The organism is Halococcoides cellulosivorans (assembly GCF_003058365.1).
Lineage (GTDB): Archaea > Halobacteriota > Halobacteria > Halobacteriales > Haloarculaceae > Halococcoides > Halococcoides cellulosivorans.
Window position 1 is genome coordinate 2,697,516 of the sequence record NZ_CP028858.1, and the last position, 25,605, is coordinate 2,723,120.

General features: G+C 68.8%; 24 protein-coding genes and 1 tRNA gene. 14 read left to right on the forward strand and 11 right to left on the reverse strand.

What is annotated here, in order from left to right:
* Positions 1 to 40: 40 nt before the first annotated feature.
* From HARCEL1_RS13090 to HARCEL1_RS13100, 3 genes are read right to left on the reverse strand one after another with little or no spacing between them, the layout of a single operon-like run.
* Complete coding sequence (locus HARCEL1_RS13090; protein WP_108383997.1) at positions 41 to 1,186, reverse strand: DUF7118 family protein; 1,146 nt, start codon at positions 1,184 to 1,186, stop codon at positions 41 to 43.
* A 5-nt stretch (positions 1,187 to 1,191) separates the two neighbouring features.
* Entirely contained in the window at positions 1,192 to 1,563 is a 372-nt protein-coding gene (gene hisI / locus HARCEL1_RS13095; protein WP_108383998.1) for a phosphoribosyl-AMP cyclohydrolase, read from the reverse strand.
* 39 nt (positions 1,564 to 1,602) lie between these two features.
* Positions 1,603 to 2,658, reverse strand: coding sequence for an A24 family peptidase (locus HARCEL1_RS13100; RefSeq protein WP_394337424.1), 1,056 nt, complete (start codon positions 2,656 to 2,658; stop codon positions 1,603 to 1,605).
* A gap of 82 nt (positions 2,659 to 2,740) precedes the next feature.
* Here HARCEL1_RS13100 and HARCEL1_RS13105 point away from each other — a divergent pair, with 82 nt between their 5' ends.
* From HARCEL1_RS13105 to HARCEL1_RS13125, 5 genes are read left to right on the forward strand one after another with little or no spacing between them, the layout of a single operon-like run.
* On the forward strand, positions 2,741 to 4,009 hold the full coding sequence (locus tag HARCEL1_RS13105) for a DUF58 domain-containing protein (RefSeq protein ID WP_108383999.1): 1,269 nt from the start codon (positions 2,741 to 2,743) through the stop codon (positions 4,007 to 4,009).
* The gene (locus HARCEL1_RS13110; RefSeq protein WP_108384000.1) at positions 4,006 to 4,551 is read left to right on the forward strand and encodes a hypothetical protein; all 546 of its coding nucleotides are present in this window, start codon (positions 4,006 to 4,008) and stop codon (positions 4,549 to 4,551) included. The genes HARCEL1_RS13105 and HARCEL1_RS13110 overlap by 4 nt, the downstream gene beginning before the upstream one ends.
* Positions 4,548 to 5,267, forward strand: a complete 720-nt coding sequence (locus HARCEL1_RS13115) for a hypothetical protein (RefSeq protein ID WP_108384001.1) — start codon at positions 4,548 to 4,550, stop codon at positions 5,265 to 5,267. The genes HARCEL1_RS13110 and HARCEL1_RS13115 overlap by 4 nt, the downstream gene beginning before the upstream one ends.
* 8 nt (positions 5,268 to 5,275) lie before the next feature.
* Positions 5,276 to 5,548, forward strand: coding sequence for a hypothetical protein (locus HARCEL1_RS13120; RefSeq protein WP_108384002.1), 273 nt, complete (start codon positions 5,276 to 5,278; stop codon positions 5,546 to 5,548).
* On the forward strand, positions 5,545 to 6,429 hold the full coding sequence (locus HARCEL1_RS13125; protein WP_108384003.1) for a DUF4350 domain-containing protein: 885 nt from the start codon (positions 5,545 to 5,547) through the stop codon (positions 6,427 to 6,429). The genes HARCEL1_RS13120 and HARCEL1_RS13125 overlap by 4 nt, the downstream gene beginning before the upstream one ends.
* On the opposite strand, the gene HARCEL1_RS13130 is transcribed toward HARCEL1_RS13125, so the two are convergent.
* Positions 6,426 to 8,279, reverse strand: coding sequence for a COG1361 family protein (locus HARCEL1_RS13130; RefSeq protein WP_159077161.1), 1,854 nt, complete (start codon positions 8,277 to 8,279; stop codon positions 6,426 to 6,428). The two genes, HARCEL1_RS13125 and HARCEL1_RS13130, sit on opposite strands and share 4 nt — an antisense overlap.
* Positions 8,280 to 8,359: 80 nt before the next feature.
* Here HARCEL1_RS13130 and HARCEL1_RS13135 point away from each other — a divergent pair, with 80 nt between their 5' ends.
* A complete protein-coding gene (locus HARCEL1_RS13135; protein ID WP_108384005.1) occupies positions 8,360 to 9,319 on the forward strand; it encodes an AAA family ATPase in 960 nt (319 codons plus the stop codon).
* Positions 9,320 to 9,410: 91 nt separating this feature from the next.
* Here the strand turns inward: HARCEL1_RS13135 and HARCEL1_RS13140 are convergent, their stop codons facing one another.
* Positions 9,411 to 10,379, reverse strand: coding sequence for a transcriptional regulator (locus tag HARCEL1_RS13140; protein ID WP_108384006.1), 969 nt, complete (start codon positions 10,377 to 10,379; stop codon positions 9,411 to 9,413).
* Between the two features lie 168 nt (positions 10,380 to 10,547).
* Here HARCEL1_RS13140 and HARCEL1_RS13145 point away from each other — a divergent pair, with 168 nt between their 5' ends.
* The gene (locus HARCEL1_RS13145) at positions 10,548 to 11,852 is read left to right on the forward strand and encodes a tRNA(Ile)(2)-agmatinylcytidine synthase (protein ID WP_108384007.1); all 1,305 of its coding nucleotides are present in this window, start codon (positions 10,548 to 10,550) and stop codon (positions 11,850 to 11,852) included.
* 51 nt (positions 11,853 to 11,903) lie between these two features.
* On the opposite strand, the gene HARCEL1_RS13150 is transcribed toward HARCEL1_RS13145, so the two are convergent.
* The 4 genes from HARCEL1_RS13150 to HARCEL1_RS13165 form a co-directional block, all read right to left on the reverse strand.
* The gene (locus tag HARCEL1_RS13150) at positions 11,904 to 13,580 is read right to left on the reverse strand and encodes an endo-1,4-beta-xylanase (RefSeq protein WP_108384008.1); all 1,677 of its coding nucleotides are present in this window, start codon (positions 13,578 to 13,580) and stop codon (positions 11,904 to 11,906) included.
* A 70-nt stretch (positions 13,581 to 13,650) separates the two neighbouring features.
* A tRNA-Lys gene (locus tag HARCEL1_RS13155) sits at positions 13,651 to 13,724 on the reverse strand.
* Between the two features lie 26 nt (positions 13,725 to 13,750).
* On the reverse strand, positions 13,751 to 14,431 hold the full coding sequence (locus tag HARCEL1_RS13160; RefSeq protein ID WP_108384009.1) for a DUF7119 family protein: 681 nt from the start codon (positions 14,429 to 14,431) through the stop codon (positions 13,751 to 13,753).
* A gap of 656 nt (positions 14,432 to 15,087) precedes the next feature.
* Entirely contained in the window at positions 15,088 to 15,576 is a 489-nt protein-coding gene (locus tag HARCEL1_RS13165; protein ID WP_159077162.1) for a GNAT family N-acetyltransferase, read from the reverse strand.
* A gap of 153 nt (positions 15,577 to 15,729) precedes the next feature.
* Here HARCEL1_RS13165 and serB point away from each other — a divergent pair, with 153 nt between their 5' ends.
* Positions 15,730 to 16,362 (forward strand): phosphoserine phosphatase SerB, encoded by a 633-nt coding sequence (serB, locus tag HARCEL1_RS13170; protein ID WP_108384011.1) that lies wholly within the window; start codon positions 15,730 to 15,732, stop codon positions 16,360 to 16,362.
* Between the two features lie 66 nt (positions 16,363 to 16,428).
* The gene (locus HARCEL1_RS13570) at positions 16,429 to 16,593 is read left to right on the forward strand and encodes a hypothetical protein (RefSeq protein ID WP_159077163.1); all 165 of its coding nucleotides are present in this window, start codon (positions 16,429 to 16,431) and stop codon (positions 16,591 to 16,593) included.
* A 36-nt stretch (positions 16,594 to 16,629) separates the two neighbouring features.
* Here the strand turns inward: HARCEL1_RS13570 and HARCEL1_RS13175 are convergent, their stop codons facing one another.
* The gene (locus tag HARCEL1_RS13175; RefSeq protein WP_108384012.1) at positions 16,630 to 17,919 is read right to left on the reverse strand and encodes an O-acetylhomoserine aminocarboxypropyltransferase/cysteine synthase family protein; all 1,290 of its coding nucleotides are present in this window, start codon (positions 17,917 to 17,919) and stop codon (positions 16,630 to 16,632) included.
* 164 nt (positions 17,920 to 18,083) lie between these two features.
* Between HARCEL1_RS13175 and HARCEL1_RS13180 the strand changes: the two genes are divergently transcribed.
* The 5 genes from HARCEL1_RS13180 to HARCEL1_RS13200 all read left to right on the forward strand — a co-directional run bounded on the left by HARCEL1_RS13180 (position 18,084) and on the right by HARCEL1_RS13200 (position 23,903).
* A complete protein-coding gene (locus HARCEL1_RS13180) occupies positions 18,084 to 18,839 on the forward strand; it encodes a CPBP family intramembrane glutamic endopeptidase (protein ID WP_108384013.1) in 756 nt (251 codons plus the stop codon).
* A gap of 66 nt (positions 18,840 to 18,905) precedes the next feature.
* Positions 18,906 to 19,310: a hypothetical protein gene (locus HARCEL1_RS13185; RefSeq protein WP_108384014.1), complete on the forward strand. Its 405-nt coding sequence runs from the start codon at positions 18,906 to 18,908 to the stop codon at positions 19,308 to 19,310.
* A gap of 262 nt (positions 19,311 to 19,572) precedes the next feature.
* Complete coding sequence (locus HARCEL1_RS13190) at positions 19,573 to 21,303, forward strand: nitrite/sulfite reductase (RefSeq protein ID WP_108384336.1); 1,731 nt, start codon at positions 19,573 to 19,575, stop codon at positions 21,301 to 21,303.
* The gene (locus HARCEL1_RS13195) at positions 21,296 to 22,831 is read left to right on the forward strand and encodes a Coenzyme F420 hydrogenase/dehydrogenase, beta subunit C-terminal domain (protein ID WP_108384015.1); all 1,536 of its coding nucleotides are present in this window, start codon (positions 21,296 to 21,298) and stop codon (positions 22,829 to 22,831) included. Before HARCEL1_RS13190 ends, HARCEL1_RS13195 begins: the two co-directional genes overlap by 8 nt.
* 124 nt (positions 22,832 to 22,955) lie before the next feature.
* Positions 22,956 to 23,903 (forward strand): DUF4349 domain-containing protein, encoded by a 948-nt coding sequence (locus tag HARCEL1_RS13200; RefSeq protein ID WP_108384016.1) that lies wholly within the window; start codon positions 22,956 to 22,958, stop codon positions 23,901 to 23,903.
* Here HARCEL1_RS13200 and HARCEL1_RS13205 read toward each other — a convergent pair.
* Positions 23,900 to 25,498 carry a DNA-directed DNA polymerase II small subunit gene (locus tag HARCEL1_RS13205; RefSeq protein ID WP_108384339.1) on the reverse strand — a complete coding sequence of 533 codons (1,599 nt, stop codon included), beginning with the start codon at positions 25,496 to 25,498 and terminating at the stop codon, positions 23,900 to 23,902. The genes HARCEL1_RS13200 and HARCEL1_RS13205 overlap by 4 nt on opposite strands.
* Positions 25,499 to 25,605 lie beyond the last annotated feature (107 nt).

A 25,605-nucleotide genomic window follows, 5' to 3' on the forward strand; every position in this document is an offset into this window, starting at 1 on the left:
ACGCCTCGCTTGGGGAGACCCGACCACCGGCCTCACCCACTCACGGCGCCGGCGCGTCCGACAGCGCCGACTGAAGCCGATCGATCGCCTGCTCGGCGGCGACGCGCTCGCGCTGGACGAGCCCCCACTGCAGGCGTCGCCGGTCGGTCGGGTCGAGTGCCACCCGGGCGACGGCGGCCTCGCGACGCCGTGAGTAGTCGTCCGAAAAGGCGAGCGCCCGCACGCGCTGGAGGGCCGCGACCGTCGCGTCGTCGGCGATCCGATCGACGACCGCGAGCAGTTCGCGCGTGCGATATCGGAGGTCGTCGGCCTCGGGTGGTGGCCACCCGACGGTCAGCGGCCCGGCGTCGAGTCGGCGGAGATAGCCCGTGTGCGGCCCGACCGCCCGTTTGAGTGCCCCCGGATCGTCGACGTAATGATCGAGTTTCGAGTGCGAATAGTCCGCGTACTCTCGGAGTGTGCCCAGCGGTTCGGTCCCGACGGGCGTCCGATCGACGTAGCGCTGGAGGTCGGCGGGCGGCGGATCGAGGTCGACCAGGGGGTACCACCGACAGTCGTCCAGCCAGTCGAGAAACTCCCTGGCCGACGCCGTCCGGCGAAAGGTCGCGAAGTCCGCTTCGATCCGGCGGTCGTAGTCGGTGATCGGCCGGGCGAGGCGGGCGACGTCCGCCGAGAGGTCGGCGTCGGCGTGGGCCTCCAGTGCCGCACACGCCTCGACGCGCTCGCGGAGGTCCTCGATCGCGCGCTCGATCGCGAAGCGCCGGCGACGGATGCGCTCGGCGGCGTCGCGGCGCTCGTCGAGGACGGCCACCCGGTCGGCGACGCCGGCGAGCGTCTCGCGGGCGGCCTCGAAATCCGACTCGGTCAACCGGCGCTGGTGGAGGCGCTCGTCGACGCTCTCGAAGGCCTCGCGTTCCGGGAGGTCGTCGTCCAGGTCCTCGAAGAAGGTCGCCAGCTCGTCCTGAAAGGTGAGATACGACTCGAAGTCGGCGTCGCCGACGGCGGTCTCGTCGTACTGATCGAGCAGCGCCGTCACCTCCTGGTGGGCCGCGGCGAGTGCCTGCAGATCACCGTCGGCGGCCCGAATGCGCTCTTGGGCGGCCTCGTGGTCTGCGACCGCCCGATCGAGGCTGGCGATCAGGCCCGCGGCCCGCGCCAACTGGGGTGACCGTCCGGGATCGACCATGAGTGTCAGTCGTCGTAGACCGCGTCGGGGTCGAACACCTGCTCTCCGACGACTTCACCGTCGAGCCGGCGGTGAAAACAGGATTCGTACCCCGTGTGACAGGCGCCGCCCTCCTGGTCGATGAGGTAGAGCAACGCGTCGCCGTCACAGTCGACGCGAATCTCTTCGACGTGCTGGACGTGCCCGCTGGACTCGCCTTTCTGCCAGAGCGCGTCTCGACTCCGCGAGTAGTAGTGGGCCAGTCCCGTCTCCCGGGTGCGTTCGAGCGCCTCGGGGGTCACGTACGCGAGCATGAGGACCGCGCCGCTCGATGCGTCCTGGGCGACCGCCGGGATGTACTCGACCTCGTCGAAGGCCAGATCGACCGCGTCGCTCATGGATGGAGTCGGGGCAGCGACGCTATGACTCTTGTGCGACTAGATCAGGCCGACGGCGTCCATCCCCCAGACCAGGAGGTCGCCCGCCGTCAGGCTCACCACCAGCCCCGCGACCATCGGCACGAGGAACGGGATGCCCGGCGAGACCCAGACCGTCTCGCGGTCGGCCTCGGTGAGCACGTCGAGCGCCCCTCGTAACTGCTCGGGTGTGGTGCCGTACGCGCCGCCGGCGTCGGTGAGGAATGTCTGAGCGCCCCACGGATCGAGTGGCTCGTCGGTCGCGGACGGGTCGCCTCGGGGAGGAGTCGGGGGCGACGCCGCGCCGTCCGTGGCGTCACCCGCGTCCGGCGTCCCGCCGTCGGTCCGGACCGACCCGTCGCCGGGATCGGCGGGCTGATCGGGGACACTCGCCGGGCGACGCGCCCGGTCGGGGTCGGCCCGGAGCGTCGCCAGATCGGTCTCGCGCCAGTCGAGATACATCCGGACGGCGTCGATGTCACAGCCCGCCCGGCTGAACCCCGCGGGCGTCTCCAGCAAGCGCCCGTGAGTCGTCGGGATGTCGGGGACGGCAACCGGACGACCGACGACCATCACCCACGAGACGCGACCCGCGAGGGCGTTGCGAACCGCGAGCGCGACCGGGTAGGCCAGCCCGGCGATCACGGTGTTGCCCAGGATCGTCAGCGCGAACAGCCCCGCCATCGGCTGATACAGTGGCAGCGTGAGGACCGCGGTCGCCCCGAGCCCGGGGATGGAGCCACCCACAAAGGCGTACGTCGGATACGTCGGGAAGAGCACCGCGAGCGTCATCAGGGCCTTCGCGTCGGCCCCGCCGAACGCACCGAACATCCAGAAGCCCAGCGCGAGCGGGACGATCAGGCCGAGGCTCAGCACGACCTGGATCGTAAAGAGCGGGCCCGTCGGCGTGCCGAGCAGTTGGGAGGCGTCCCACGCCAGGACGAGGACGCCGAGGGCGACCAGCGGTGGCCAGAGTCGATTCGTGACGCGTCGCGTGCGCACGTCACGCCAGGCCGCCCAGCCGAGAGCCGGGACGGCGATCAGGCGCAAGAGATCGGGCGCGGACGCGTCGATCACGGTCAAGGTTGGACGGGCCGTCCCTAAGCGGTTTCGGCCACCGACCAGCAGTTTGAACTGAGTGGCCCTCCCCGAATCCGGTATGTACCTCCGTCCCGTCGGCTGGCGGATCGTCGGCGCGGCGGTCGCGCTGGTCGTCGCGGGCGTCGTCGCCGCCCGGCCGCTCGCCGTCGCGGGGGCCGCCGGGATCGTCGCGATCGGCCTCGTCGTCCAGGTGAGCGTGGTGTTCGCCGGCCGGCGGGCCCGGGCGGCCCTCGACGTCGCGTTCGATCCCGACCGCGTCCGGGTGACCGCGGGGTCGACCGCCGAGACGACGGTGACGGTCGCGACCGCCGCCCCGATCGGCGCCGATCTGTCCGTCGAACTCGTCGTGCCGGCGGGGCTCACGTGTCGGCCGGCGACCGTCGCCGTGCCCGCCGGCGAGCGCCAGACGACGGTGCCGGTGACGATCGAGACGAGGGAAGCGGGCACCTACGCGATCGATGCGGCCCGGGTCAGCCTCACCGACCGGATCGACACCGTCGGCCTCGCGTTCACACACCGGGTCGACGCCGCGGTCACGGTGACCGCCGCGGACGCGACGCTCGCGGGCGGCGAGGGCGGGCACGGCGACGACCGCTCGGAGGCTGGCGACCGCCGCGGCCTCGAACCCGGCCGGATCCGGCCGTACGTCGCGGGCGACCCCGTCACGCGGATCGACTGGAAGACCAGCGCGCGCCACGACGACCGCCTGGTGCGCGATCCGGTCCACCGCGGGGGCCGACCGCTGACGATCGTGTTCGATCGCCGGACCGTCCCCGGGCACGAGACGGCGTTCCGCCGGCGTCGCGAGGCGGCACTCGCGGTGCTCGGTGGGGCGACCGGATCGAACGACCGCGCGACGGTGACACTCGTCGACGAGAGCGGCCGGACGACACTCGACTCGGGACGAGACAGCCCCGAGACCACCCTCCAGCGGACCCGGCCCGCCGAGCGGGTCGACTGGCCCACCGATCCCGGTCGACCGCTGGCCGACCGCTCGCTGCCGCCCGCCGAGACGACGTTCGACCGGGCGATCGAGCCGTTCACCCATCCCGGCCCGGTCGACGACCCGCTCTCGGCCGCCGTCGACGCCGCGACCCGGCACGGCGATCGGTCACGGATCGCCGTACTCACCGAAGACGCCGACCCACAGGCGGTCCGTCGGGCGGCCCGCATCGCGGACGCGCGCGGTCACCGGACGACCGTGCTGTGCTCGCCGGTCCGCGGTGACGACCGCCTCCGGGATGACCTCGATCGGTTCGACAACGTCGAGTGTGCGTGGATCGACGGCGAGCACCCCAGAGCTCTCGCCGGAGGTGAGCGACGATGACCGGCGTCCACGATCGGATGAACGGGGTCTTCGAGCGGGCGAGCGAGTCCGTCGGGCGTATCTCGCCCGCGCGCGTACGCCAGCGACTGGATCGGCGCACCGCCGCCGGCGGTGGCCTCGCGACCCTGGGGCTCGCGGCGGTCGCCGGCGGACTGAGTGCTGGCCGCACCGACCCCGAATGGCTCGCGGTCGTCGCGGCGAGCACCGTCGTCGCCCTGGGTCTGTATCTCGTCGGCTGGGGGCTGATCGCGGTCGTGATCGCCCAGATCGCGGTCGCAGCGGTCGACCCCGGCCTCGCCCGATTGGCCGGTCTCGAAGCGGCTATCGTCGCACTCACAGTCGGGGCGCTGCTCGCGCGCGGTCTCGACCGCCGGACGATCGCACTCGCGATCGTCGCGGCGAGCGTCGCGGCGACCGCGGTGCTCGCGGCCCAGTCGATCGCCCCACCGTGGGCGCTGGCCGCCGGGGTGGGCCTCGTCGCGGTGGGACTCGCCGGCCTCGTCCATCGCGTCGCCGTCGTCACCGTGGGTGATCCGGAATGAGCGCGGCCGACCGGGATCGGCGGAACGACCGGGCCGTCACGCTCGGGTTCGTCGCCGTCGGCGTGATCGCCGCGGCCGCCGCGGCCGCAGTGCCGGCGAACCGATCGGTGCTGATCGCGCTCGCGGGCACGGCCTGGCTGGGCGCGCTGCTCACCCGACTCGTCGTGCGGACGCCCGGCCATCCCGCGCTGGTGGCCGAGAGCGTCCACGCCGCTCACGCGAGCACGATCGACCGCCTCGCGATGGAACTCGATCTGGCGGGCCCCGCGGTGTACGTCCCGACCGGGACGGACGTGCGACTGTACGTCGCCCGAACCGACGGGCCACTGCCCGACGACGTCTCGGACGCGCTCGTGACCGATGCGGGGGCGCGCGGCCTGTCGGTCGCGCCCGTCGGCGCGGCGCTGCTCGCCCGCCTGGACGACCCGCGATCGGCGGAGTCGACCGACGAGCGGATCCGCCGGCTGACCGAAGCGATCGTCGACCGGTTCGAACTCGCGGGCGGGATCGACGTGGACCGCGACGGTGAGTGCGTGACGGTCACGGTCACCGACGCCTCGATCGAGGATCTGGGTCGGCGCGACCACCCGATCGGCTCCGTGCTCGCGGTCGGCCTGGCCGAACACCTCGACCGGCCCGTCCGGGTGCGCGTCGAGGGCGACCGCGTGATCTGTTCGTGGGATCGACCGGTAGATTCTAACACCGACTCGTCGTAGGCCTCGGCGTGTCGACACACCGTCGGACCGGGTTCGTGACCGGCGTCGTCGGCTGGACAGCCGCGCTGCTGGTCGTCCTGGTCGCACTCGACGCCTATTCCGCGGAGCTGTTTTTCGTCGTCGCGCTGATCGGCCTGCTGGTCGTGACCGAACTCACCGCGCCCGTCGCGGTCCGCCCGCCCTGGCGGCGTCGGGTGCGCTGGCTGGTCGTCGCCGGCCTGGTCGTGTTCGGTCTGATCGTCCTCCGGCGCGTGCTGACGATCCTGGAGGGGTCACTGTGAACGAGCGATGGCTCCGGATCGCGCTCGCCGTCGTCGCCGTCGCCGTGCTGGTGGTGCTCGTCGCGACGACCGCGAGTTCGACCGTGACCTTCGATCCGTACAACCCCGACTGGAACGGCACCAGCGAGTTTCGAGCGCTGGCGGCCGAACAGGGCAGTGCCGAGTTGATCACCGACGCGTCCGCCTACGATGGCCTGGACGCCGATCGATCGGTCGTGTTCGTCCTCGCCCCCGAACAGCCACACTACGCCCGTAGCGGCCAGGCGATGCAGTCGTACATGGACCGCGGCGGGACGGTCGTCGTCGCGGGCGACCGCGGTCGGTCGGCGGACTGGCTGGTCCAGAACCTCACCCGGTATCGCATCGATCGAACGCCCGTTCGAGACCTCGCCGCGTTCACCGAGGGGACCGCGCTCCCGCTGGTCCACCCGCCCGCCGACCGCCCGATCGACGGGGTCGATTCGGTCGCGACGAATCTGCCCGGATCGATCGACAACGTCCCCGACGAGCAGCGCGTGCTGGTCACCGCCTCGACCGCGTTCCGCGACGCCGACGGTGACGGCGAACCCGACGACGACGAACCGCTCGGCCCCTTCACCGTGGCCGCGACCCAGTCGGTCGGTGACGGGCGCATGATCGTCCTGGCCGACCCGAGTCTGTTCATCGATAGCATGCTCGACCGGGCGGACAACCGCGCGTTCGTCACCCACCTGTTTGGCGACGCCGACAGGGTCGTCATCGATCGGAGTCACGCGACGAGTGGACGCCCGCCGCTGTACGCGGCGCTGGACGTGCTCAGATCGTCGCCAGCGGCACAGATTCTGGTGTTCGGCGCGGTCGCGATCGGACTGGCCGCGATCGTGGGCTGGACGCGTCGTTAGCGATCGCGGAGCCAGCGCAGCGCCGCGCGGTGAGCCTCGATCGCGCGGTCGTCGACCCGATCGAGGGCGTACGCCTGTCGTTCGTACGCCCGCGCGATCGCCGCGACGACCGCCGCCCGCCGGCCCGACAGTTCCGCACGCGCCTGACTGGCGGTCTCGCGCGGGGTCAACGCCGGGTGGCTCCCCGGAACGGACTCCCGCGCGGCGCGATACAGCCACGCCAGCGAGGCGGCGTCGACGACGCCAGCGTCGGCGCCGTCGGCCGACGTCCCGCTCGGGGTCGGCCCGGGCGACCCGCCCGATCGCCGCCAGACCGCTCCGAGCGCGCCGACCGCCAGGATTGCGAGCAGTCCGATCGGCAGCCATCGGGGCGTCGCGGGGAGCGCCCCGCCGGCGTCGGGCAGCGACACGCGCGTCTCGGTGGGTCCGAGTGCGCCCGTCGCCGCTCGATAGGCGACGGTGACGGACCCACTCCGGCCGGCCACCGAGACGTCGAACGCCCCCTGTGCGTCGGTCGTGACCGTCCGGTCGACGCCGCCGATCACGACCTCGCGGTCGGGCAGCGGCCGCCCGTCGGCGGTCGTCAGCCGACCCGTGAGTCGGCCGTCCTCGACGGACGCCGTGAGACGCGTCGGCGTCCGCTCGACAGAGAGCTCCTCGACGACCTCGGTCGCGGCCACCGCGCGGTCGGTCGCCGTCATCGCCACACGAAGCTGGCGATCACCGGGTTCGATTGCCGGGGGAAGCCGTCCGGACAGCGCCACCGTACCGTTCGCGGCGGTCTCGCCCGTGGCGATCGGCTCGTCCGCGACGAACGCCCGCACCGGCGCGTCGGCCACTGGCTCGCCGTCGATCTGGACCGTCGCCGTGACCGACACGCGGTCACGGTAGCCGACCGTCGGGACGTCACCGACGAGAATCGCCGGCTCTCGCGACCGAATCGTGATCCCGACGGTCGCCACACTCGCGGCGTAGGGGCGCTCGGGAGCGGGCTGGAACGCCACCTCGCGGTCGTGGTCGCCGGCGGTCAGCCACAGCGGGCGGTGCTCGATCGAGACGACCGAGCCGTTCCAGGCGGCCGACGTCACCGGTCGCCCGTCGATCGTGACGGTGCCGTCGTCCGGCGAGAGCGCGCCGTCGGGGCCGGTGAGTCGAACCCGCATCGAGAGTGGGTCGGTCGGTCCGGCCGCGCTGTCGGCGTCGAGCACCGTCAGCTCCGTGGGCTCGAACGAGCGGTCGAGTTCGTCACCGACGCGCCCCGTCGCGTCCCGTGTGAGCGCCGCGACGCGGTCGCTCGCCCCGCCGGTGTCGACGCCCGACCGGTTGAGCGCCTCGTAGCCCGACTGGACGCGCTCGCTCTGGGTCGCCAGCGAGCGATTGAGTCGTTCGGCCCGCCGCAGCGCTTCTCGCGCGGCGGTCTCGTTGCCGCGCTCGCGGGCCTGACGGTACTCCTGGGTCGCGTTCTGCAGGTCACGGCCCGTCGCCGCGAGGCGACGCTGTTCGGAGCGCGTCAGATCGATCGACGCCGCGATCTCAGCGCGGTCCTCGTCGTCGGCTCGCTCAGCGAGTTCGCGATACCGGTCGAGGTCGCGGTCGAAGTCGTCTCCGAGCGCCTCACGGGCCGCCGCGAAGTCGCCGCTCGCGAGCGACTCACTGCTGTTCGCCAGGCGGCCCTCCAGTGAGGCGAGCAACCGCGTCGAGAGCTCGGACTGATCGGTGGGCTCACCGGCCGCCTCGGGCGGGACGTGATGCGTCCCGTTCCAGTCGCTGGGCGTGGCCGCGCCGGCCCCCACAGAGCCCAGCGCGAGGACGAACAGACACCCCACGACGACCGCCACCCCGACTCGCACGTGACTCCATAGAAGATCGACGGATTTCAGCGTTGCTCTCGACCACTACACTCATTTGCCCGGGGGAACAGGACACAGCAATGACCGTCGGCTCGACCGCAGAGCGGATCCACGAGGAAATCGAGCGCGTGATCGTCGGCCAGTCCGAGGCGGTCGAGTTGCTCACGGTCGCCCTGCTCGCGCGCGGGCACGTCCTCCTCGAAGGGATCCCCGGGGTCGCGAAGACGACGTTGGCCGAGTCGTTCGCGAGCGCGAGTGGCCTCGATCGCTCGCGGATTCAGCTGACGCCCGACCTGATCCCCGCGGACATCACCGGCACGACCGTCTTTCGTGAGGACTCTCGCACCTTCGAGTTTCAGCAGGGCCCGGTGTTCGCGAACCTGGTGATCGCAGACGAGATCAACCGTGCGACGCCGAACGCTCAGTCGGCCTTGCTCGAAGCGATGCAGGAGCGATCGGTGACCGTCGACGGCACCGCTCACGACCTGCCGCGGCCGTTCATGGTCGTCGCGACACAGAACCCCGTCGAGATGGAGGGGACCTACGAGTTGCCCCGCGCCCAGCGCGACCGCTTTCTGTTCGAGGTCAGCCTCGGCCCGCCGACGGCCGACGAGGAACGCGCCATGCTCGATCGGTTCGACGACCGCCCCGAACTCGGGCCGAGTGCGGTCGAGACCGTCGTTTCGGCCGACGAAATCGACGACCTCCGGGCCGCCGTCGACGCGGTCACCGTCGCCCCCGCGATCAGGGAGTACATCGTCGACCTCGCGGTCGCGACCCGTGAGAGCCCGGACCTCTCGATCGGCCTCTCGCCGCGGGCCGCCCTCCAGTGGCAGTGGGCCACGAAGGCCCGCGCGGCCGTCCACGACCGCGAGTACGTCCTCCCGGACGACGTGAAGGCGCTCGCGGTCCCGATCGCGCGCCACCGGATCCACCTCGACCGGGACGCCGCACTGGCCGATCGATCGATCGACGACGTCCTCGACGAGATGCTCGACAGCGTCCCCACGCCGGACGCGGCCGGCCCAGACGGGTCCTGACGCGAGATCGCGCGGATCCGTCCGCTCTGCAGGAGACAGATTCGGCTGGCCCACCGCTCCGAGCCATCGGACCGATCACCGGCGCCAGTCCCTACGCGGTTCCGGCGCGGTCCCGGATCAGATCGCGCAACTCGTCGGAGTCGTCGATCGACGCCATCTCCGACTCCTCGACGAGAGCGGTTCCCTCGACGGAATCGCGTGGCGCTTTCTCGACGACGTACACCGACCGGGTGCGCGTGACCTGGCCGACCGAGGACATGATCCGGGCGCGCTTCTCGGCGGCCTCGGTCAGCGTCGAGTGGCCCGTCAGCAGGCGATCGGTCACGCCGTCCTGGCGGGCGGTCTCGCCGTCGGTTTCGCTGACGGTCTTGAACGGAGCGCGCTGGGTGACGTGCACGTCGAAGCCAACCCGCATGAGGACGGAGACGACCGGTTCGTCCTCCGGGTCGGGGTCCTCGGCGGCCTCCTCGTCGTCGATGTCGTCGGCCCCTTCGAGGACGCTCACGGGTTCGGTCAGCGGTTCGGTGAACAGGTCTTCGAGTTTCGTGGCGACCTCGACGGAGGCGTCCATGCCGTTCTCGTATTTCGAGACCGTCCGGCGAGACACCCCGAGTTCGTTGGCGAGGCGGCCGAGTGACCAATCGCGCTCCTCGCGGGCGTCCGCGAGCACGTCGCTGTCGATGGTGACGTACAGTCCGCCCGGGGCGGCGTAGATCAACGGCGGGACCTCCTCGACGAAGGTCTCCATCGCCGTGTCCGGGCTCAACACCGGTACACCGTGTCTGAAGTACACCACCCCTGGTTTCAGCTCCTCGTCACGCGTCCGGAGTCCGATCACGAGCGGTGTCGCACCCAAAAACTCCCCCAACCGACGCATCTCGACACCGATCCGTCCGTCGAAGGCATCGATGTTGCCGAGGATCTTCACCAGAATGGTGTCCTCGCCTCGACGAGCGGCGACGTCGAAACTCTTGGGTCGGATCGCACACCGGTCGCTCACGAGAAAGCCCGCGTCTTCCAGCATCGCGGTGACATTTTCGACCAGCGCCGACCGTGACATGTATAATAGTGGTCGGTCGTCGCATAAATGCGTTGTGCCGTCTCAGCGTTGCTGACACGCCATCTCACCGACAGACACGCCCGTCTCGGTCGGGGGCGACACGGGTGGAGAGACGCGTCCAGGCCCGGACCCACAGGGCTAAGCCCTCCCGAGTGCGTACCGTCGCCCGTGACGATCGTCGGCCTCGACGACACGGACTCCCGCGACCAGGGGATGTGCACGACCTACGTCGCGGCCCGGATTGCCGACCGCCTCGCGGATCGGGGCTACGCCGTCGAGCGGTATCTCCTCCGATTGAACCCCGCCGTCGAGCACAAGACCCGCGGTAACGCCGCGCTGGCCGTCGAGACGGACGCTCCCCGACGCGTCGCGCGCCGAATCGCCCGCGAGCATCTCTCGCTGGCCGCCGACGGCCCACGGACGGACCCGGGAGCCGTCGTGGCAGGCGATACCGACGAAGGCATCGCTGATTTCGCCCGGCGCGCCATGCGGGCGTACTGTGATTCCGACCGGGCCGCACGCCTGGCCCGCGACCGGGAGTGGGACGTGCTCGCCACGGGCCGCGGGATCGTCGGCGCGGTCGCCGCGGTGGGCGCGCCCCGCGTCCGGACCCCGACCGTCGAGTGTATCTCCTATCGCGAGTCCTCGCGGCGCGGCACCGAGCGGTCGGTGGATCACGACACGGTGTTCGCGGCGGCCGAGCGAGCGTATCCCGACGCCTGGGACACCGTCGACCGGACCGCCGGGCGAGCGGTGTGTGTCCCCCGAGCGCCGGGGCCGATCCTCCACGGGATCCGCGGCGACGACCCCACGACGGTCGCGCGCGTCGCGCGCGCGATCGAATCGGAACCGGTCGAGCGCCGCGCGATCTTTCGGACGAACCAGGGCACCGATGCGCACCTCCGCGAGGCCACGATCGACGACTGCGAGGACGGCTACAGCTATCGGGTGACGGGCCAGGTCGTGAGCGCACCCGACACACGCGAGGGGGGCCACGTCTTCGCGACGCTCGGGACGCGTCTGGATCCCGCAGCGGCCGCCGACGGCGGCGCGGCCGTCGATCACGCCGAGCGGTCGCCGTCCGACGCCGAGACGATCGATCTGGTCGCGTTCGAACCGACCGAGCGGTTTCGCGATCACGTCCGCGCGCTCCGGGTCGGCGACCGGGTGACCGTCTGTGGCGAGGTCAGTGACGGCACGCTCAAACTCGAAAAGGTCGCGGTCCGCGATCTGCGGCGGAGTGAGTGGGCGACTCCCGACTGCCCCGCCTGCGGGCGCTCGATGGAGAGTGCGGGCCGCGCGGCGGGCTATCGGTGTCGGGACTGTTCGACGAGTGCGCCCGGACGCGTCGAGCGCCCGATCGAGCGTGACATCGCGATCGGGTGGTACGAAGTCCCGCCGCTGGCGCGGCGTCACGTCGCGAAACCGCTCGTCCGCGGTGGGTTCGACGCGCCGATCCATCCCGAGCGGTGAGCGCTCGGAGACTACCGAGACCGATCGAAAGACGGTCCGAACGCGTCCTCGTTAGATTCGATCGAACAGTACGAGGACATCCTGTTGATCGACGCTTCCGTCACCGGTCACGTCGAAATACATCAAATTCGACTGGACGGTGTCGGTCTCGGCGTTTTGAAACAGGCGATTCACGTCGGGGAAGTCGAGGCGACCGTTCCCCGAGAGGTCCTCGTAAACACCGTCCTCGTCGAGGTCTCGGGGGACGACCCCGTCGACCGCGGGCGGCCCGTCGGCGGCGTGCTCGCCGTCGAGGGTGAGCGTCACGCGTGTGGGATCGGCGGCGACCGTGACAGTCGTCGTGGTCTCGGTGCCGTCGGCGCGGGCAGTGATCGCGTGCGTGCCGTGATCGACGGTCGTCGCGTACACGCCGGTCCCGTCGGTCGCCCCCGACGTGTCGGTCCACCACTCCCCGAAGACCAGATCGCGGTAGGCGTCGCGAGCGGGCTTGGGCGTCCAGTCGGCGTGATAGAACGGGTAGTCGTCGCTCCCCTCGGGGCCGTCCCAGAGCCCCCAGAGGAGGACGTCCTCGACGACCGGATGAGCGTAGACGCTCGTGAGGAACTGACGGAGGTAAGTCGCCTGCTCCTCGGGGGTCCAGATCGCACCGCCGACGTCGAGTTCGGTGATCCGCACCGCGACGTCGTGAGCGGCGTAGGCGTCGAGTGCCGCCCAGGTCTGGGCTGGCGTCAGCGTCTCGTCGTACGACTCGTCGCGATAGAAGTGACACTGGAGGCCGACGCCGTCGAGTCGCACGCCGTCGGTCGCCTGCAGGAACCCGATCTGGTCGTGATAGGTCCGTCGAGTGTCCTCGTACGGTCCGACGAGCACGTTGTAGTCGTTGACATCGAGGGCCACGTCGTCGGGCGCACTCGCCGTCGCGCGGGCGTAAGCGTCAGCGATCCAGGGGGCGGTCACCGGATCGGAATCCTCGCCGTCGACCACCTCGACGAACCGGGGTTCGTGCTGGGCCTCGTTGACGACGTCCCAGTGCTCGATGGCCGAGCCGTACTCGGTTCCGTCGTGTGAAAAGTTGGCGTAGTGGTCGAGGATCGTCTCGACGTGATCGAGCGAGCGCTGGCGGACGTGCGCTGGATCGCGATCCGGGCCGGACTCACCGCTCGGGTGATCGACGCCCATCGCGTCGACGACGTCGCCGGGGACGGCCCACCCCTCGACGTTCGCCCACAGACAGGTGTGCCCGCGCATCGAGAGGCCGTGATCGAGCAGCCACGCCGTCGCCGCGTCCGCGACATCGGGGCTCTCCTCGAAGAAGCGCCACTTGTGATGGTTGGTGAGGACGGCCGTCTCGAACAGGTCGGTAATCATCGACCGGTAGTTCGCGCGGTCGGTCGCGGACAGCGCGTCGTCCCGGCCGAGCAGACGCGGCGCGTTGACACCGACGCCGAACCCGACGTCGTGAGACTGCATCGCGACCTCGACCGTGGCGTCGGGCACCGGCCGACCGGCGGCGTCCTCGACGGTGACCGTCAGTGTCGCCCGCCGGTACTCGTCGATGCGCTCGTCGGCCCGCTCTTCCCAGTCCGCAGCAGCGTTCGTGACGCCCGACAGCGGCGCCGTCGCCGCACCGACCGTCCCGACGAGAGCGCCCCCCGCGAGTGTCCCCGCCGCGGTCAGCATCGTCCGACGATCGATTGCTGGCACGTCCCCGTCTCCCCCCTGTATCATCCGACAGTGTAGGCTCTGGAACGATGTACACGTTGGGGTGGTGGCGGCCGACCGACGACACGAACGAAAACGGGCCGGATGGGAATTGAACCCATGACCGTCTGGTTAAAAGCCAGACGCTCTGCCTGACTGAGCTACCGGCCCTCGATGCACTCTCACGGCCGTCGGGTCTAAGGGGTTTCGGTCGGGTGGCGCTCGAAGTACTCTCCGAGTGCGGTCGCGACGACCGCGCGCGGACTCGAATCCTCCAGGGCAGCCCGGCGTCGCAGGCGACTGTACAGTTCGACCGGGAGGGAGAGGTCCATCCGCCCCAGGTCCACGCCCGCGTCCGTGAGCGCCTCACCCACGGGCGTGCCGTCCGTGATCTCACCGGCGATCGATCGGACCTCACGGACGGTCAGGTCGTGATCGAGCAGCGCCCACGCAAGCAGGAGGCGATCGGTTCCGCCGACCCGAGCGACGTGTTTGGCCGCCGTGGGGGCGATGTCACCGCTCGCGACGTGACGACGGATCGCCCGCGGGAGGTCGTGGACTCGCGCCCACTTCCGGACGAACGAAATCGAGACGTCGTCGCCCGCGCGCTCGGCCGCCGCGGTATAGGATCCCTCCCCACGGACGAGCGCCGCACACGCCGCCGCGCCACGGAGCATGTAGACGGTGTCGTCACCGGGGTCGCCGCCGGCAAACGACTGGACGGTCTCGGCGGCCAGGTCCAGGCTCTCGGGGTCGTCTGGGTCGAACGCGACGGCGGCGTCCTCGTCGCGTCCCGTCACCGAGGGGTCGCCCCTGATGACCGGATCACCGACCGGGGACTGACGGCGCGCGGGGAGGTCCTCGGGACGTTCGCTCATTGACGTGGCGTTCGAGAGTCGGACGCAAAAACCGTTCGTCGCTCGAAACCCATCAGTCGGCAGTCGAGTCCCGGGACTCCGAGAGGTGCTCCCAGACTTCGGCACAGCCACACCCGTCATCGACGTCGTCCAGGTGGCCGTCGGCTCGCTGTTCGCTCGTGTCGCTCATCGGTCCCTCCGTGACCGGCCCCAGGTCGCCGGTCGAGTCGTCTCGTAATGCATCGAGTGGCGCTTGGACCGAGACACGCAAAAGGCCGCGCGCTGACGTAATCCTGGCCCGTTCTCCCGTGCTGCGGCAAGCGCTTCCGAAACCAGTGACGCCCCATCGAGAGCGTCGACCGCAGTCGAGGAGTCGATTCGGTTCGGTCGTGTCACTCATTCGTCAACGACGGGCCGGCCGCGACGACACACTCGCTGTGGCGTCGATTCGGGTGCAGACCCGACGAGACAGCCAGACCTCGTCGGCGGGTGAAAAGCATGAAAAAACGGGGAAAGAGGGGTGGGGGGTGGGGGGGTGGGGGGGGAATGGCACCGGGCTGACCGATGCCACGTATTATTCAACACGCTCGTTGGTATATAATTGTATCGGAGGAATTATCACCGGTGAAATTTGGGACTATCCGTGTCACGCAGTCGAACGAGACAGAGAGACACACTCAGCACGCCGCCAGAGACCGTCGCATGCGGACGACCGGCACCGAGTGGTCGTCGAACGTCCTGGTGGTACGTTCGATCGGCTCGTAGCCCAGGTCCGCGTAAAACGCCCTGGCGTTGAGCGATGCCGCCACGGAGAGCGTGTCGAGTCCCGCTACCGACGCCGTCGTTTCGAGGACGCCAACCAACTGACGACCGACGCCCGAGCGTGCGTGGTCCGGGTCGACGAACACCGCGTCGATCGTCCCGCTCGCACGATTGAGAACGGCATAGCCGACGATCGCACCCGCACGTTCAGCGACCCGGACCTCGTACTCGTCGCCGTCGAGCGCCGTCTCGAACGCCCCCAGGTCGCGCCCGTCGGGCGCCCACGCGGCCAGTTGATCGGCGTCGTACGCGTCGTGGTTGATCGCGAGGATCGCGTCGCGTTTGCAGACCAGCAGGTCGGCGGCGTCGTCCGCCCGCGCGGCCCGGATGCGAAGGTCAGTCACGGCAGAGCAGTCACTGCAACGTGGTTCACCAGCCGCGGGGAAATCGTTCACGGCGGCGGCACCGACGGAGAGCCCACTTCGCCACGCGTCTACCCCAGGTGTCTGGCGGGGCTATACCGGGACATTTGTGCCGGTGAGGTCACAACCTGCCGTATGCTCGTCGCCTTCGACTTCGACGGAACGCTGTCTGACTCCGAGATGGTGGTCGAACTTGCCGACCGACAGGACGCCGCCAGCGAGGTCGCTACGATCACCGAGCGCGCGATGAACGACGAGATCGCCTACGCCGAGAGTCTCCGCCAGCGGTGTGGGCTGCTGGAAGGCCTCGAACTCCCGACCGCAGAGACGGTCTTCGAGGGTGTGCGCCTCCGACCGGGGACTGGCGACGTCCTCGCTGATCTGGCCGGCGCGGGCGTCCGCTCCGCGATCCTGACCGGTGGGTTCGAACGCGGGGTCCGGGGTGCGCTCGCGGCCGCGGGGACGGACGTCGAGACGATCGTCGCGAACCGCCTCGTCGACGACGGCGAGCGCCTGACCGGGGCGGTCGAGGGGCCGCTGATCGAGGGGACCAAAGACGACGCCCTCGAAGTCCTCGCCGCCGCAGAGGGAGTCCCACTCGAAGACACCGTCGCCGTCGGTGACGGCGCGAACGACCTGCCGATGCTCGAACGCGCCGGCCTCGCGATCGGATTCGACCCGAAGCCGGCGGTCGAGCCAGCGTGTGACGTCGTCGTGGAATCGATGCCCGAGTTGGGCGACGTGCTCCAGGATCGGGGCGTGTACTGAGGACGTTCGATCGGCGGATCGGCCGGGATGGCCACCATTGAATATCGGCCACGGAAACCATCGTCTATGGACGACGCCACAGCCACCGCCCTGATCGTCGTCGGGGTGGCGCTCTCGACCGTCGGACTGCTGGTGGTCGATCGTGACGCGAACGCGATGCTCTCGATCGGACTCCAAACGCTCGGCGTCGGTGTGCTGGCAGTCACGGCCGTGAAAACGATGCGCGACTGAATCGTGGGCGTCGGCGTTCGACCGCCGGCGCGCCGGTCACCGTGTCGCGCGATCGATCGCCTGATCGAGGTCCGCAATGATGTCGTCCGGATCCTCCAGGCCGACCGAGAGGCGCACCATGTCGTCGGTAACGCCCGCCGCCGTCTTCTCCTCGTCGCTCAACTGCTGGTGGGTCGTACTCGACGGGTGGATGATGAGCGTCTTCGCGTCGCCGACGTTCGCGAGGAGGCTGGCCAACTCGGTGGACTCGACGGTGTCGCGGGCGGCCTCGTAGCCCGCTTCGAGGCCGAACGTGATCATGCCGCCGTAGCCACCATCGAGATACTCGCTGGCGGCGTCGTGGGTCTCGTGATCGTCGAGACCGGGGTAGTTCACCCAGTCGACCGCGGAGTGATCCGCGAGGAACGCCGCGACCTGCGCGGCGTTCTCGCAGTGTCGCTCCATCCGCATCGGGAGGCTCTCGATGCCCTGGATCGTCTGCCAGGCGTCGAACGGTGACTGCTGGTTGCCCAGATCGCGCAGGCCGCGTGCGATCGCAGCGTAGGTAAACGCGGCGTCGCCGAACCGCTCGCTGAAGTCGACGCCGTGGTAGGCGGGGTTTGCCGCGCCGATCTCGGGGAACTTCTCGGAATAGTCGGCCCAGGGGAACGATCCGCCGTCGACGAGGATGCCCCCGACGGTCGTGCCCGACCCGTGGATCCACTTCGTCGTGGAGTTCCAGACCAGGTCCGCGCCGTGCTCGATCGGGTTGCAGAGATACGGCGTCGCGAACGTGTTGTCGACGACCAGCGGGACGCCATTCGCGTGAGCGATATCGGCCAGTCGTTCGAGGTCGGGCGTGACGAGTGCGGGGTTGCCGATCGTCTCACAATGGACGTAGGCGGTGTCCTCGTCGATCGCCTCCTCGTAGGCCGCGTAATCCAGCGTATCGACGAAGCGCACGTCGACGCCCTGGCGCGGGGCCGAATGCGTGTAGTAGGTGACCGTGCCGCCGTAGAGCGCCGACGCGGTGACGACGTTGTCGCCCGCATCGGCGAGCATGAAGGTTGCGAGGTTGATCGCGCCCATGCCCGAGGCGGTCGCGACCGCGCCGACGCCGCCTTCGAGCGAAGCGAGGCGTTCCTGAAGGGTCCCGACGGTCGGATTCATCAAGCGTGAGTAGATGTGGCCCTCCGCTTCGAGGGCGAACTGTGCGGCGGCGTCCTCGGCGTCGTCGAAGACGTACGAGGTGGTCTGATAGATCGGCGGTGCGCGCGCACCGGTGTCGGAATCCGGCACCTGGCCGGCGTGCAACGATCGCGTCGCGAAGCCTGAGTCGTCGGTCATGACGACTCGGCGTTGGTGGACCACGACCGTATACCTTCCACTCCCGGGCGTGTTCCTGCCGGAACCGGTGACGCGGCGATCGAGAGAGGCCACCCTACTTGCGCCGTGACACTCCAGAGAAGAACGAAACACATATTGTCATGTTGTGAGAACGACGACGCTGTATGCACGTCGAACAGTGGGACGGGCAGCGGACGGGATCGATACCACAGTGGGCCCGAACGGGTGGCGCGGCGGTCGCCCTGGCGGTCGCCGGGTTCGTCCTGACGATGGTGATCAGCGTCGTGGCGGGGTTCGGGTTGGCAGCTGCGGGAGTCACGGTCACGGATCCGACCGCCCCGCCAGTGTTTCTCACCGGGACGGCCGCCGGATCGGTCGCGTTCGCGGTCGTCGGCGGCGGCTACCTGGCGGTCATGTGTGACCACCTCCCGATCGGAGCCCCCGACCGCGAGGACGTGGGGCTGATCGTCGGGAGTTCGGTCGTCGCCATCGTCCTCGGTCTCGCCCTGACGAGCGCCATTCAGTTCGTTACCCCCGAACCCGTCGAGAACGTGTTCGGCAACGCCGCGAGCGGTGCGCCGTGGGTGTATCTCGCGATGGCCGCCCTGTCGGTCGTGTTGATCGCGCCCGCCGAAGAACTGCTCTTCCGGGGCGCGATTCAGGGGCGCATTCGGGCCCAGTACGGCGCGATCGCCGCGATCGGGGGTGCGAGCGTTCCCTTCATGCTGTTTCACGTGCCGAACTACCTGGCCAGCCTGCCGGTCGCGATTCTGGGCGCGAGTGCGGTCGGCGTGATTTCGGTCATCCTCGGGGTCGTCTACGAGCGGTCGGGCACCCTCTGGGCCCCGATCGCCGTCCACGCGCTGTACAACGTCGCGTTGTTCGGCCTGGCGTACCTGTCGGTGACGGGTATGCTGTGAGAGCGCGGACACCACGGCGTCGGGATCGACCCGAACGGTCGAGTATCGGGCGCGCGATGTTCGGGCGTGTTCGAGATCGCAATCGATCGGTCGCGACTCCGGCGGTGGGCGTTGCTCGCAGTCCTTGCCCAGTTGTCAGTGCGCGCGCTCGCGGGCGGGATCGCACTCGTCGTCGATCCGACCGGCGGAATCGTCGGCCGGTCGACGGCCGGACTCGCGGCGCTCCCCATCGCGGACTTCCGGCTTCCGGGACTCGTGCTCGCGGTCGGGATCGGCGGTGGCGCGCTGCTCGCTGGAGTCGCCGTCTGGCGGCGACACCCGCGCGGGTCCTGGGCCGCTGGCGCGGTCGGCGTCGGACTGCTCGCCTGGATCGGCCTCGAACTCGCTATTGGCTACGGCGGGCCGACGATCGCACTCAATCTCGCGACCGGCCTCGCACTCGTTGCCCTCGCGCTGGCCGAGTCCCGGTAACCGCGATCGGGGAACGAATGGCCGATACTGGTATGTTCGCATGGTCCACACCGATCTAGACGGTCATCGTCACCGATTGCGGCATCGCCTGCCGCTCGCGCGCACGAGGGTCAGCATTTTCCGCTTGAACGGGGTTGATCGGTGGGGACGGCGTGTCGATTGTAAGGACGGCCGCAAGGCCGAACAGCACCATGATTCAGGCACGCAGACTGGTCGGCGGACGACGCCGTCGGCCCGCGCGGGTGACCGTGGGGTGGTCACGATGAACACAGTCGAACAGTACAAACAGAACAAACATCCGCTCGACGTCATCCAGGACGTCCGCGAGTACGCCGACGGTGGGCTCTCCTTCGCAGAGATCGAAGACCGCGCCGGCGACGGTGAATGGGAGCGGCTCAAGTGGGCCGGGCTGTACGCCCACGGCGAGCACGACGACTACTTCATGAAGCGGACGAAGGCCCCGGGCGGGTATCTCACGCCCGAGCAGGCCGAAGTCATCGGCGAGGTCGCCACCGAGTACGCCACCGCACCCGAGCGGTTCGGCGGTGCAGAGCAAAACGACATCTGGGGCGACGCGTACCTCGATCTGACGACCCGCCAGGACATCCAGATGCACTGGATCGAAGTCGAGGACGTCCCCGAGATCTGGGAGACCTACGAGGAGGTCGGCCTGACGACGATCCAGGGCTGTGGGGACTCCGCACGGAACGTGCTGGGCTGTCCGGCCGCCGGGCTGGACGGCCACGAGTGTTTCGACGCCCAGCCAGTGATCGACGCCGTCAACGAATTCTTCACCGAAAATCGGGAGTACGCCAACCTCCCCCGGAAGTTCAAGATGACGATCACGGGCTGTACCCACGACTGCGGGCAGTCCCAGATCAACGACGTCGGGCTGACGCCGGCCCGGAAAGAGGTCGAGGGCGAGGACATCTACGGGTTCCACTGCAAGGTCGGCGGCGGGCTCTCGGACGGGCCACGGATGGCCACGCAGATGGACGTGTTCGTCCCGCCGGGCGACACCGTCGAGTTCTGCCGTGCGATCGCTCAGACGTTCAAGGAACTGGGAGACCGCAACAATCGGGGCGTCTGCCGAATGCGCTATCTGGTCGAACAGATGGGCACCGAGGAGTTCGAGGCCGCGGTCCGGCGGCGCTGTTCGGTCGAACTGCCGACGAGTGGCGAGGACCTCACCGAGGGGTACACCGGCGATCACGTCGGCGTCCACGACCAGAAGACAGACGGCCTGAAATACGTCGGCTTCAACGTCATCGCGGGCCGAATGAGCGGCGAGGAGTTCGCCGAGGCCGCCCGTGCCGCCGAGAAATACGGGACCGAGGACGCCTCGGTCCGGCTGGCGACCGATCAGAACTTCCTGATCACCCATATTCCGGCCGAAAACGTCAGTGACCTGATGAGCGAGCCGTTCGCCCGGAAGTACAGCCCCGATCCCGGGCCGTTCTCGCGGGGCGCGGTCGGCTGTACGGGATCGGAGTTCTGTAACTACGGCATCATCGAGACGAAAAATCGCGTCTACCGGTGGGCGAAAGCCCTCGACCGACGCATCGACACGCCCGACGATCTGGACGTCGTCCGGATGCACATGTCGGGCTGTTCGGCCTCGTGTGCGCAACCCCAGATCGCCGACATCGGCTTCCGCGGCGAGACCGTCAAAGTGGATGATCCGGAAGATTCCAGCAACGTCGAGGGCGACGCGATCGTCGAAGGGATGGACTTCGGCCTGGGCGGCGCGCTCGGGGCGGACAACGAATTCCTGGACTGGGTCGAGTCCGCCGTGCCCGCGCGCGCGGTGATTCCCGCACTCGAAGAGCTGTTCGACGCCTACAGCGCAGAGCGCGAGGAGAGCGAACGGTTCTACGAGTGGTGTCGCCGCGTCGAGAACGATCGGCTGCGATCGGTTATGCAGCGGGCCGACGCGCCCGTTGCCGCTGGCGTCGCACAGGAATCGGGCGGCCGGGGGGCCAGCGATGACTGATCGTCGTCCCGGCGTTCCGGACCGCGGTCGCGATTCGAGCGCGGGCCACGATCACGACGACGGCGGGTGTGGCTGCGGGTCGAGCTGTGGCTGCAAGAGCGGTGGCGACGAGGAGTCCAGCGAGTCCGAAGGGGCGTCAGAGGAGGTCCGACCGGACGGCGGGCAAGCCAAATCGGTCGGCCGCCCCGCCAACGTCGATTCGGACGGGCAGCTCCAGGATGTCGAGTTCACCGAGCCAGTCGAGGGGACCAGTCAGGACGTCTACGAGACCGCACCCGACCAGCGCGTCCAGCGCCCGGGTGAAGAAGATCTGGATCTCGACACGCCGGGCTACGAGATCCGCCAGCAGATGTCCGACATCGAGGAGCCAGAACAGAAGACCTGGTTCATGGAACTCGACGATGCCGTCATCGACGCCGATCGGTGTATCCAGTGTGGGACCTGCGTGGCGGCCTGTCCCTCGGATTCGATCGGCGTCGGCGACGACAACCTGCCCGAACTGGTGAAGATGTGTACGGGCTGTTCGCTGTGCTGGGACTTCTGTCCCCGTGGTGGCCTGCGCTACGAGCGCCAGTGGAAGGTCACCGGTGGCGACGACAACGTCTCGGGCGCGGGCGACCCGATCACAGAGTTCTCCGCGCGCGTCGAGGAGGACTGGCGCGCAGGCTCACAGGACGGCGGTGTCGTCACCGCGGTACTGATCCACCTGCTCGAAGCGGGCGAGATCGACGGCGCACTCGTCGCGACCGAAAGCGACGAGGACCCCTGGAAGGCCGAGGCCTTTCTCGCGACCACGCCCGAAGAGTGCATCGAGGCCGCGGGGTCGGTGTACAACCAGACGCTCGCGCTCGGCAATCTGGATCTCGACCGGTGGGCCCACAAGATCGACGGGCCCATCGAAGACGCCTCGCTCGCGGTCGTCGGGACGCCCTGTGAGATCGAGGGCATCCGCGCGATGCAGGACTTCGAGTGGGAGTACGGCTCTCAGGAGACGGGCGTACGCGCGATCGACTACACGATCGCGCTGATGTGTACGAAGAACTTCAACTACGAACGCCTGATGGGCGACGCGCTCGAAGAGCAGCGCGACGTCGACCTGGCGAACGTCTCGAAGATGGACGTCCTCGACGGGAAGATGATGGTCTACGATCAGGACGGAGAGCTGATCGTCGACGAAGACGTCTCGAATTTCCACGACGCCGCGCTCAAGGGCTGTGACGAGTGTGCCGATTTCACGGGCTACTGTGCGGATCTGACGGTCGGGTCGGTCGGGTCGAGCGACGCGTATTCGAGCGTGATCGTCCGGACCGAGACGGGCCTCGACGCCTGGAACGCCGTGAAAGCGGATCTGGACTATCACGACCTCGAAGACCGGTCGGCAGTCGGCAAGCTCCAGAGCTGGGACAAAAAGAAGGCGTTCGACAGCCTGGAGCGGGCGTTCGATCCGGATGCGCCGCGCTTTATCGAGTATTCGGATCACGTCGAGAACTACGGCGGCGAGATTCGGCCCCACGAGGCGGGGCACTGACCGGGCCGCACGCAGAGGGCCCCGGCAGCGATCGCGCCGCACTCTGACCGACAACCCCGCAGTTCGATCAAATCGGCGTCTGTGCCTCGGCGAGTTTTATTGAGTGTGGCATAGATTCTCGACTATGGTTTCGATCGGATCGCGACGTATCACGGTCGGGGTCGTGCTCGTGGTGTTGATCGTCCTTGCGGGCTGTACGGGCACCGATCCCATCGGGCCTTCCGGGAACCAAGACGTCTACGCCGATGCCGAGGCCGACTTCGACGGAGAGAACCTGCAGGTCGATTCCGGCGGCGTCGGGAGCTACTACGACGGCGACGGTGATCGGGTCGTGGTGCGGACCGCCGAGATGGCGGTGCGTGTCGAGGAGTTCGAACCGGCGTTCCAGGAACTGCGGACGATTGCCGACGACCACGGCGGCTATCTGGGCGATCGATCACAGTCGAGCGAGGGCGAGTGGGATCGCGGGACCATTACGGTCCGCGTGCCCGCTGCCGAATTTTCCGCCGCACGCGACGCCATCACCGATCTGGGCCGCGTCGAGAGCGAACAGGTCGACGCCAAAGACTTCTCTGCGGAGTACGACCGCCGCGCCGACCGCATCGAGCGGCTTCGCGAGGACGAACAGCGCTTCGAGGCGCTGCTCGCGAACGCCTCGAACGCCAGCGAGGCGACTCGACTCCGGAGCGAACTCCGGGAGATCCGCGACGAACTCGATCGGGTGACCGCCGACCAGGCGCAGTTGGAGCGACGAGAGGCGTTCAGTACGATCACGGTCACGATGACCGAACCGACCGATCGGAAGCCACCCGCGACGTACACCTCCGAGTGGGGCTTTTCTGACGCCTTTTTCGCGGCGTTGTTCGTCGGGACGCTCGCGATCAAGGCCGTCATCGTCTTCTTCGGCGTGATCATCCCGGTCGGCATCGCCGCGATCATGCTCGGCGTGTTCGGAATCCTGTGCTGGCGGCTGTGGCGCGTCGTGTCGAGTGGTCTCCGGGGGCTGCTCGGTGAGGGACGCGACGATTCCGACGACTCCAGGGAGTCGGCCGTCGCTGACGCCGACGGCTAATCCGAAAACGTCCGAATCGTCAGATACTCACCGACATCGGTCGCGTCGAGACGGTCGAGGCGGACGATCGGGGCGTACCCCACCTCGGGGTCGATGTTGACCGACTCCTGGAAGGAGGTCTGGTGTTGCCAGCACGCCGAGTTGATCGTCAACACGCCGTGATAGGAGCCGTACCCGAGTTTGTGGACGTGGCCCGTATGAAAGACGTCGGGGACCTCGTCGATCACCATGTAGTCGCGTTCCTCGGGCGCGATCCGGGTGTGGCCGCCGAACTGCGGCGCGAGATGTCGCTTGCGCAGGAGTTGGGCCATCGCTTTCTGGGGTTCGTCGTAGTTCGCGCGCTCGTCGGGGAGTTCCGCGATGATCTCGTCGAGGCTGACGCCGTGGTACATCAGAATCGAGACGCCCTCGACAGTGACGCGCGCGGGGTTGCCCACGATCCGCGGGTCGGTCGCGTCGAAAATGTCGAGCAGTTCATCACGAAACGCTGGTTGGGGTTCGGCCAGGCGGACGGCGTCGTGGTTCCCGGGGATGAGCACCACCTCGATGTCTCCTGGAACACGTTTCAACAGTTCGGCAAACCGTTCGTACTGGTCGTAGACGTCGACGATCGAGAGTTCCTCGTCCTGATCGGGATAGACGCCGATCCCCTCGACGGCATCGCCACCGATCAACAGATACTCGACGTGATCGGCCTCGTCCGTGTGCAACCAGTCCGCGAATCGCTCCCAGGCCTTGGCGGCGAACTCCTGGCTGCCGACGTGGAGGTCGCTCACGAGGGCGGCGCTGACCTCGCGATCGGCGGTCGACGGCGAGAAGGTTCGGGGCACGTCCGGGAAGTGGATCGCATCGGCGAACATGATCTCGCCGTCGTCGCTGATCGTCCCCTCGACGGCGATCACCTCGTCGGTGAGCAGTTCCTCGACGGCACTCGCGATGTCGCGGTCCTTGAGGACGAGGATCGGATACGTTCCGTTCGTGTCTTCGAGTTCGATCCGCCAGTGGCCCCCACGCGTCGAATCGATCTCGGCGACCATCCCCACGAGTGCGCCGTCACTCCCCCCGGGCATCGCGTCGAGTGCGTCGGTCGGGCGATGGGTCACGCGCCCGCGCAACTGCTTCGAGAGGCGTTCGTATCGGTCGCGAAACACCGACAGGAAGTCCGCGTACTCCCCCGATCCGGTGGAATCGCCGGTGATGTCGCCCGTGATCTCGACCGACGACTCGGACTGAGTCGACGGCGATGTGGGCGTGGCTCCGGGTCGGGCCGTCGACGCCCCCTGACCCGTCGAGTTCTCACCCGACGCAGTCGAAACAGAGGGGTCAGATTCGGTGGCCCCAGTCGACCCAGACGAGGGGGGATCTCCCGGTCGGGGTCGACCGTCCGATTCCGTCGCCGTCTGTGATGAATCGAGCACACGCTCGACGTGATCGGTCGTGATCTTCGTCGTCCCCGACGGCACGGTTTCGACTGCACGGAGAATCGCTGCTTCGGGATCGGTCGCGTCCGCGAGCAACGTGATCGCCGTTCGGTCGGCGTTGAACCCCCGCTCTGCGAGCGCACTCGCGATTCGAGCGGGGGTTTCGAGTGGCACACCGTTGGATCGGTGTTCGAGACCAAATATGTGGCGGGATCGACGGCCACTGAGAGAATCCACCACGGTCACGATCTCCACGCTTCGTCGAGTGATCGGGATCGAAC